This window comes from Rhodococcus sp. NPDC047139, assembly GCF_040643435.1.
Taxonomy (GTDB): Bacteria; Actinomycetota; Actinomycetes; order Mycobacteriales; family Mycobacteriaceae; genus Rhodococcus.
Genome location: NZ_JBEYUH010000036.1, coordinates 1 through 6,519, shown reverse-complemented (window position 1 = coordinate 6,519; position 6,519 = coordinate 1). Strand labels below are relative to the sequence as shown.

The 6,519-nt window shown below is 69.5% G+C and carries 10 protein-coding genes; 4 read left to right on the top strand and 6 right to left on the bottom strand.

Annotation, left to right across the window (positions count from 1 at the left end; genetic code table 11):
• Positions 1-47: 47 nt before the first annotated feature.
• Positions 48-320, bottom strand: coding sequence for a hypothetical protein (locus tag ABZ789_RS22490; RefSeq protein WP_358428846.1), 273 nt, complete (start codon positions 318-320; stop codon positions 48-50).
• Entirely contained in the window at positions 317-1,138 is an 822-nt protein-coding gene (locus ABZ789_RS22485; protein WP_358428843.1) for a recombinase family protein, read from the bottom strand. Before ABZ789_RS22485 ends, ABZ789_RS22490 begins: the two co-directional genes overlap by 4 nt.
• A gap of 188 nt (positions 1,139-1,326) precedes the next feature.
• On the opposite strand from ABZ789_RS22485, the gene ABZ789_RS22480 reads away from it, so the two are divergent.
• From ABZ789_RS22480 to ABZ789_RS22470, 3 genes are all read left to right on the top strand, one after another.
• Entirely contained in the window at positions 1,327-1,521 is a 195-nt protein-coding gene (locus tag ABZ789_RS22480) for a helix-turn-helix domain-containing protein (RefSeq protein WP_358428840.1), read from the top strand.
• 58 nt (positions 1,522-1,579) lie between these two features.
• Positions 1,580-1,798 (top strand): helix-turn-helix domain-containing protein, encoded by a 219-nt coding sequence (locus ABZ789_RS22475; protein WP_358428837.1) that lies wholly within the window; start codon positions 1,580-1,582, stop codon positions 1,796-1,798.
• A 149-nt stretch (positions 1,799-1,947) separates the two neighbouring features.
• On the top strand, positions 1,948-2,676 hold the full coding sequence (locus ABZ789_RS22470; RefSeq protein WP_358428834.1) for a hypothetical protein: 729 nt from the start codon (positions 1,948-1,950) through the stop codon (positions 2,674-2,676).
• A gap of 228 nt (positions 2,677-2,904) precedes the next feature.
• Here ABZ789_RS22470 and ABZ789_RS22465 read toward each other — a convergent pair whose 3' ends face one another.
• Positions 2,905-3,231: a hypothetical protein gene (locus tag ABZ789_RS22465; RefSeq protein WP_358428831.1), complete on the bottom strand. Its 327-nt coding sequence runs from the start codon at positions 3,229-3,231 to the stop codon at positions 2,905-2,907.
• A gap of 318 nt (positions 3,232-3,549) precedes the next feature.
• Here ABZ789_RS22465 and ABZ789_RS22460 point away from each other — a divergent pair, with 318 nt between their 5' ends.
• Positions 3,550-4,518, top strand: coding sequence for a hypothetical protein (locus ABZ789_RS22460; RefSeq protein WP_358428828.1), 969 nt, complete (start codon positions 3,550-3,552; stop codon positions 4,516-4,518).
• A 122-nt stretch (positions 4,519-4,640) separates the two neighbouring features.
• Here ABZ789_RS22460 and ABZ789_RS22455 read toward each other — a convergent pair whose 3' ends face one another.
• The 3 genes from ABZ789_RS22455 to ABZ789_RS22445 all read right to left on the bottom strand — a co-directional run bounded on the left by ABZ789_RS22455 (position 4,641) and on the right by ABZ789_RS22445 (position 6,368).
• Positions 4,641-5,156, bottom strand: coding sequence for a hypothetical protein (locus ABZ789_RS22455; protein WP_358428825.1), 516 nt, complete (start codon positions 5,154-5,156; stop codon positions 4,641-4,643).
• A gap of 781 nt (positions 5,157-5,937) precedes the next feature.
• Complete coding sequence (locus ABZ789_RS22450; RefSeq protein ID WP_358428822.1) at positions 5,938-6,180, bottom strand: hypothetical protein; 243 nt, start codon at positions 6,178-6,180, stop codon at positions 5,938-5,940.
• Positions 6,177-6,368 (bottom strand): hypothetical protein, encoded by a 192-nt coding sequence (locus tag ABZ789_RS22445; protein WP_358428819.1) that lies wholly within the window; start codon positions 6,366-6,368, stop codon positions 6,177-6,179. Before ABZ789_RS22445 ends, ABZ789_RS22450 begins: the two co-directional genes overlap by 4 nt.
• Positions 6,369-6,519: the final 151 nt, after the last annotated feature.

Below are 6,519 nucleotides of genomic sequence, written 5' to 3'. Positions count from 1 at the left end.
TCGGCCCGCCCGTCCGCGCTCATGCGCAGGTCAAAGGGGGGGCCGAGCTAGTAGATGAGGCCCGGCCGAGCAGGGGGTAGTGGGTGCCTGGGCACCTCACCGACCCATCGGGCGGCGGGAATGACGTGCAAGGCGGCCGCGAACAGGCCGGCCTCGGTGCGGATCCCCTGGTGAATCGGCCCGGTCGGGGTGAGCGGGAACGCCATGTCGGGGTCGGCGAGGGCGGCGGTGGTCTCGCCGTCGGCCACCCAGTCGAGGCGGCCGCGGTGGTTGAGCCATCGGTCGAGGTTGGTGTCGCTGTAGACCGTCCAAGTGCTCATCCGGCGGCACCGCCGGCAAGGCGGCCGAGGACCCGGTCGGCGCGGGCTCGGCGGGCCTGCTCGCGGTCGGCGGTTCGGGCCGAGGCCGACTGCCGGCGGGCGTAGGCGCGGGCCTCGGGGTCGACCAGGCGCGCCACGGTGGTCGGGTGCCACTTCCCGCCCCGCTTGGAGGGGATGCCGGCGGCGTTGAGGCGGCGGGCTATCTCGCGCACCCCGACGCCCTCGTCGGCCCACTCGCGCATTTGGCGCAAGGTGTCGGCCTCGGCGGGGTGCTCGGTGAGCTCACGCTCGACGGCCTGCTGGCCGTAGGCGGGGGCGCCGGTGGCGTAGCCGCCCCGCTCGGCCTTGGCACGTCGGCCGGACTTGAGTCGCTTCACGATGAGGCCACGCTCGAGTTGGGCGGCCGCGCCCATGACCTGGCGAACGAACGTGCGCATCGGGTCGTCCTCGTCGTCGGCGAGGTGCTCGCCGCGGTCAACGGTGAACACCCGGCCGCCGTGCGCCCAGGCCACCGACAGGATGGCCTCCTGCTGGGTGAGCTGGCGGGCTACCCGGTCGAGGTTGGGAGCGAGGATGCCGTCCACCTCGCCGTCGGCGAGCATCTGTAGGGCCTCGGCGAGGCCGGGCCGCTCGTCGTCGCCGGCCTTCCCGGTGATGCCCTCATCGCGGCACACCTTCACGATCTTGTGCCCGTTGGCACGCGCCCACTTGCGGCAGTCCTTCTCCTGCACGTCGAGTCCGTAGCCGTCGACCTGGCCGTTGGTGGACACGCGGGTGATGACGACGAGGCGTAGGCGGTCCTTCTCGGGGGTGGTCATGCTCAGGACTGTACACATCTTTCGGCATAGATGTAACACACGAGGTAGAGACGTTTTCGAGCTGTAACGAGGCCGCGAAACCGCCCCTCGGCGGTAGGCCCGCGGCCCCTCCACGTCCTGTCACTAGGCGCTCTCGCCGGCCGATCTGGCCTACCGTCCTCGGCGAACACGACAGACACGAGGACCCCATGCCCGACGACCTACTGCGGCCCGACGAGGCCGCTGCATTGCTCGACTACTCATGCCGCACCCTGGCGACCTGGCGGCGCCGCGGCTACGGCCCGGCGTTCGTGCGCACCGAGGGGCGCCGCATCTTCTACCGACGCGCCGATGTCGACGCCTGGCTCGCCCGCCGCGTCGTCACCCCCGGTCAAGTGGTCTGACATGGCCGCTCGCCTGTGCGTCGCGACCGGCGACCGAGACCGCGGCCCCTCCCCTGAGATGAACACGGTCGAGGCGGCCGAGTACCTCGGTAGGACTCCTCGCACCCTCGCCCAGTGGCGCCACTACCGGGAAGGCCCGACATACCTCAAGGGCGCGAACGGCCGCGTGACGTACCGCCAGGACGACCTCGACGAGTGGAAGCGCCACACGGCGCCGGCCGAGGCCCTCGTCCACCTAAGCGAGGCCGACCGCCTGGTGATCGACGCCCTCGGGTGAGCGCCCGCCGGCCTCTCTTCTTCAACGGCGAAACCGCCGTCCCACGCTCATGCGTCCCGCGGTTTGTCCCACGGCCGCATCATCTCACTACCGACCTTGTTGCCGCGGATATTGTTGCGGCACAGCAGAATTAGACTTGGAGATTACTCATGGCAGTGCCTAACCTGACGACCGCGAGTTACCCGGACCTGTATGCCCATCTCGAGGGCATCGTCGAGGCGATCCACTCTCACCACAACCTGCCGCGGTCGGCGCACCTCGACGAGGAGGGCCACCTCGACGCGCTTCGGCGTATCGCCGCGAGTAAGTCGTGGGCGAGCGATGTCGACGCGATCGACGGGGAGCTCGGCCGGCGGATCACCGAGGCGGGCGAGGCCACCCGATCGGCGTTGGCGGCGCTCACGGCCCGTCCGACCGGCTCGGATGCGGTGGCGGCCGAGCTGCGAGCGACGCGGTTCTGGCAGCGTACGGCGTCGGTGCTCGACGCGGAGACGGCCGCCAGCAGGCCGGGTGCGGCATTGGTCCTGGTCGAGACGGTGGCGGCCGAGGACCTGGCGACGGTGCTCGAGGAACTGCCGTCGTACCTCGCATCCCGCGGTGTCCGTGAGATCGGTGGTGTCGACACCGAGCAGCGGATCGAGGAGGCCCTGTATCGCCGTCTGCCGCGTCTGGGTGATGCCAAGCGGAACGAGGCGCACGCCCAGACGATGCGGTCGGCGTTCGCGCGGATGCTCGGGTTCATCCGTGAGTCGACGGCGGATATCAACGCGCCGATGCTGGCGCCGGTGGGTGTGCTCAAGCTCGCCCAGGTGCGGGCCATCGACGAGCGGCACCAGGTCAAGGGTGGGCCTGCCCGCCGGCCCGACCGAGCCGCGTAAGACCACACGGGCGAGCTGGTGCGCGTCGCGGGCCGCTGGGGAGTAGAACCCAGACGCAGACGGCCGCGCCCGCCGGCCTCGCCTTGCTTGAGCCTGTGACCGGCCCTCTTGTGTGGGGGGGTGAACGTCGACGTTGTTTCAACCTTTCGGGGCGTCGACGAGGCCACAGGACGCATGAGAACGGCCCCCTGGTTTTCTCCCCCAGGGGGCCGTTCTCGTATCCGTAGGTCAACGGTCGCGGAGGATGCCGGCGATGGTGTCGGCGAGGGGGCCGTCCTGGCCGGCTGTGGCCTGCTCGAGGGCGTCGATCATGGCCGCGGTGGCGCGGGTGCGCCGGGCGTGCTGGCCGATGATGAACTCGTTCGCCATGAGCTCGGCATCGAGTTGGTCGAGGCGGGCGAGGAGCTGGTCGAGCTCGGCGATGGTGACCTCGACGGTGCCCAGGTCGGCGATCTCGCCGAGGCCGGCCTCGGTGGCGCGGTCGGCCGCCAGGTCGCGGCGGGCGCGGAGGTCGGCGATGAGGCGGTCGAAGTCGGGGGTGTCGTCGCTGGTCACAGGCTCGAGGGTAGGACCTGGGCGGCCGGATGCCGGCGAGGGCGGCGCGTCATCGCGGGCGTGTCGACGGCGGCGCATAGGATCAACCTCGTCGTTTGACCGGGGGCCGCCACCCCTGGAAAAGCGAAACCCCCCCAGCCGCCAAGCAAAGGGGGGGTTTCAGAAGTCAGATGTTGCACCCTCGCCAGGGTTGTCACTCATCCGCCATAACCAGGGATGAGTTTACAGGCCGAGGCCGACAGACGTGCCACATGGTGGCCGTGTCGAGCCGATCTGTGACAGCAGGGGCAGGGGTGCACGGAAGCGAAGGAAACGCCCGTGGCCCAGACCGCCACCGCAACTGAACCCATCCGCACCCTCGACCGCGCACTGCCCGGCTGGGCCGTCGACGCCATCACCGACGGCGTCCCCACCACCGACGGCCGCAAGGTCTACGGCATGTGCGTACGTATCGCCATGAGCGCCCACCGCCGAGGCTGGACCGAATCCCAGTACGTCAACGAGGTCGCCGCCCCCAAGTCCCGACTCTGGGCACAGGTCATGACCCGCCGCGACGGCCGCACCTCGTCGATGCCCGTAGCCCTCAAGTCGCTACGCAAGGCGTGGGCCGCCGGTGTCGCCAACTCCAACAACGTCGGCATGCGCACCCGCGAAGAGATCGCCGACGACGCCGTCGAGCTCGCCTACGCATGGGCCGACCGCCTCGACGCCGGTTCCGACGGCCTCAGCGCCACAGAGACGGCCGTAATGCGCTACGTGGTAGCCGAGACCGAGCGGCGCGGCATGCTCCGCGTCACGTGCCCGGGGCGCGCGATCGAGGCCGAGGTCGGCGTCGGCTACCGCACGGCCACCCGCACCCTCAAGGCCCTCGCGGCCAAGGGGTTCCTCGTGCAGCACTCGACCGGGAGGGCTGGCGAGCCGGGGAAGGCGAGGGCGGCGATTTATGGGCTGGGGGGGAGTGAGGTCGTGTCCCATATAAACGGGGGTAGTACCCCTATGGGACACGAGGTGGCCGCACCGAACACGAGCGCCAATCCCGAGGCCACCGACGAACCCAAGATCGTCGCCGCCGCCGATGCAGGGACCACCGTGTCCCATAGGGATATGGCCGTGCAGGTGGACCCCTGGTGGCGTCAGACGTTCGACGACACGCTGCGTGAAGAGGGCTACGACCCCGAGGACCTCACCGAGGGTGAGCTGGGCGCGGTCGAGCGTGCACGCGAGGCTGGGCATGGCGCCGAGCAGGTGGCCGCAGCACTGATTGCCAGGTGGGAGACCGCCGCCTAGCAAGCCCAGGCCAGCCTCGGTGCCGTGTCCCGCCCCAGGTGTCCCGGTAGGTGTCCCGCCGGGACATGTACGGAAGTAGTTCCGAACATCCGGCCCTTGCCTAGCAAGTGCTCAAGCAAGTGCTACAGGCCCCAGCGATCGGCGACACGGCCGAGCAGGCCCCGAGATCGAGCGGGGGGCGCCGGCGAGGGCGCTAGTGGGGCCGGGGCCGGCGGCGGTGGGGTGCGGTCGGATCGGCTGGCCTCGAGGGCGGCGATGGTGCGCCGTAGGTCGCCGATCTGCTCGGAACGTTCACGGGCGACGGCCTCGGCGACATCGGCCCGGCGGCGAGCCTCGGCCAGCTCGGCCTCGAGCTCGGCGATGCGTCGGGCCTGCTCGGCCTGGTCGACGGCGGGGGCCTGGGCCTGACCGTGCGGCACCCCCTCGGCGGCCTGCTCGGGCGGGGTGGGCGCGTCGACCCGGAAGCCGGCCCCGAGCAGGTCCTCGACGCCGATGGACCAGACGCCGGTCTCGTCGCGGTAGGCGCCCGGCATCTTGCCGTTGGCGAGGTAGCGCTGGATGGTCGAGCGGGCGACGCCGGCCCGCTTGGCGGCCTGGGCTACCGACCAGCGAGGCCGGCCGCTGGTGTCCTCGGTCATGGTCGGCATCCTGCCTGGCCGGGCTCGGCGGTGTCGCGCTACACGCCGATGGGCGGGCCGAGGGGTACCCCTGGGCTAGGGGCGGGCGGCCTCGGCCGTGAGAATGGCGCACAACGCGCCCTCAGATCGCCGTAGACGCACGAATTACGCGCCCGAGGGGCCAGGGCTAGACACGATCCGTCGCCAATTTCGTAGGGCAATGCAGATTCGATGCCCAGAAGGTGATCGGAAGGAATTACAGGAAACAACTCCAGATCGCTCCAGATCACTCTGGATAATTTTGGCTGTAGCTGTACGGTGTAGCTAACGTGTAATACACAACGAAAAACGGTGCCGGTGCTCCGCCGCGGATACGAAGGAAACACCGACACCGTTCGATCACCAGAGATCAGTGATCTTGAGGATGACCTCGATCAGCTGGATTGCGGCCCTAATCGCGTTCCAGTTGACCGGGGTCTTTCGCTTAGGCATGCCCAAGCTCCCCACCTCCCTTCGTGACGGGGTCACAGCCCCGGCCGGAGGCCGCGGTGTCCGTCTCGAAGTTCGAGGTAAGTGAAACGGTAGCAGTAGGGTGTGCAATCTTCGGCCATGCTCATACACATTCTGGTGATACGCGCAGGTCAGAGGGTGCTTTAGCGGTGCACATATCTCCCTGTTATGTACCGCTTCCCCTAGAGATCGTCGGCATGTGCGTCGGCGTCGGAATGACACGTTCCACCGACTCTCAGAGGCACGAACGCCCCCCACCCAGTAGTTCAGGTGGGGGGCGTAAGTCGTCGGGCTAGATCCCGAGCTTGCGGGCGTGCCACTCGGCCGACTCGAACGGCGCATCGGCCTGACCGATCGCCAGGTTCACATCGGCGAGCGAGTCGATGACCTCGAGTAGCGACGCCTCGCCGGCCTCACCGAACGTCTCGGGGTCGTACATGCCGGCGGCCTCGGCGATGGCCCGCACCTCGCGGTACACGGCATCGAGTTGGGCCTTGGCGGCGGCGATACGGCCGGCCAATGTCGTGCCGCTCATGCCTGCACCGCCTCGGCGGCCTCGGCCATGCCCAGGCACCGCAACGCCTCGGCCAGGCGGTCGTCGTTCACGTACCCGTCCAGGTCAACGTAGTGCCGGCCGGCGTCGGCGCCGACGTTCCACAGGGCCACGGTTTGCAGGTGGGAGAGCTCGGAGACGTGCAGCGGGGGGATCATGGGGTCGATCATCGGTGTCCTCTCACAGGGGTTGTGCTGGTGATCTGGGCGGGCCGGCGGTTGCATCGTCGGCCCGCCCGTCCGCGCTCATGCGCAGGTCAAAGGGGGGGCCGAGCTAGTAGATGAGGCCCGGCCGAGCAGGGGGTAGTGGGTGCCTGGGCAC

Excerpts from the sequence above, each read along its gene's own strand:
- ABZ789_RS22490 (WP_358428846.1), bottom strand. The coding sequence starts at position 320 with ATGAGCACTTGGACGGTCTACAGCGACACCAACCTCGACCGATGGCTC.
- ABZ789_RS22485 (WP_358428843.1), bottom strand. The coding sequence starts at position 1,138 with ATGACCACCCCCGAGAAGGACCGCCTACGCCTCGTCGTCATCACCCGC.
- ABZ789_RS22480 (WP_358428840.1), top strand. The coding sequence starts at position 1,327 with ATGCCCGACGACCTACTGCGGCCCGACGAGGCCGCTGCATTGCTCGAC.
- ABZ789_RS22475 (WP_358428837.1), top strand. The coding sequence starts at position 1,580 with ATGAACACGGTCGAGGCGGCCGAGTACCTCGGTAGGACTCCTCGCACC.
- ABZ789_RS22470 (WP_358428834.1), top strand. The coding sequence starts at position 1,948 with ATGGCAGTGCCTAACCTGACGACCGCGAGTTACCCGGACCTGTATGCC.
- ABZ789_RS22455 (WP_358428825.1), bottom strand. The coding sequence starts at position 5,156 with ATGACCGAGGACACCAGCGGCCGGCCTCGCTGGTCGGTAGCCCAGGCC.
- ABZ789_RS22450 (WP_358428822.1), bottom strand. The coding sequence starts at position 6,180 with ATGAGCGGCACGACATTGGCCGGCCGTATCGCCGCCGCCAAGGCCCAA.
- ABZ789_RS22445 (WP_358428819.1), bottom strand. The coding sequence starts at position 6,368 with ATGATCGACCCCATGATCCCCCCGCTGCACGTCTCCGAGCTCTCCCAC.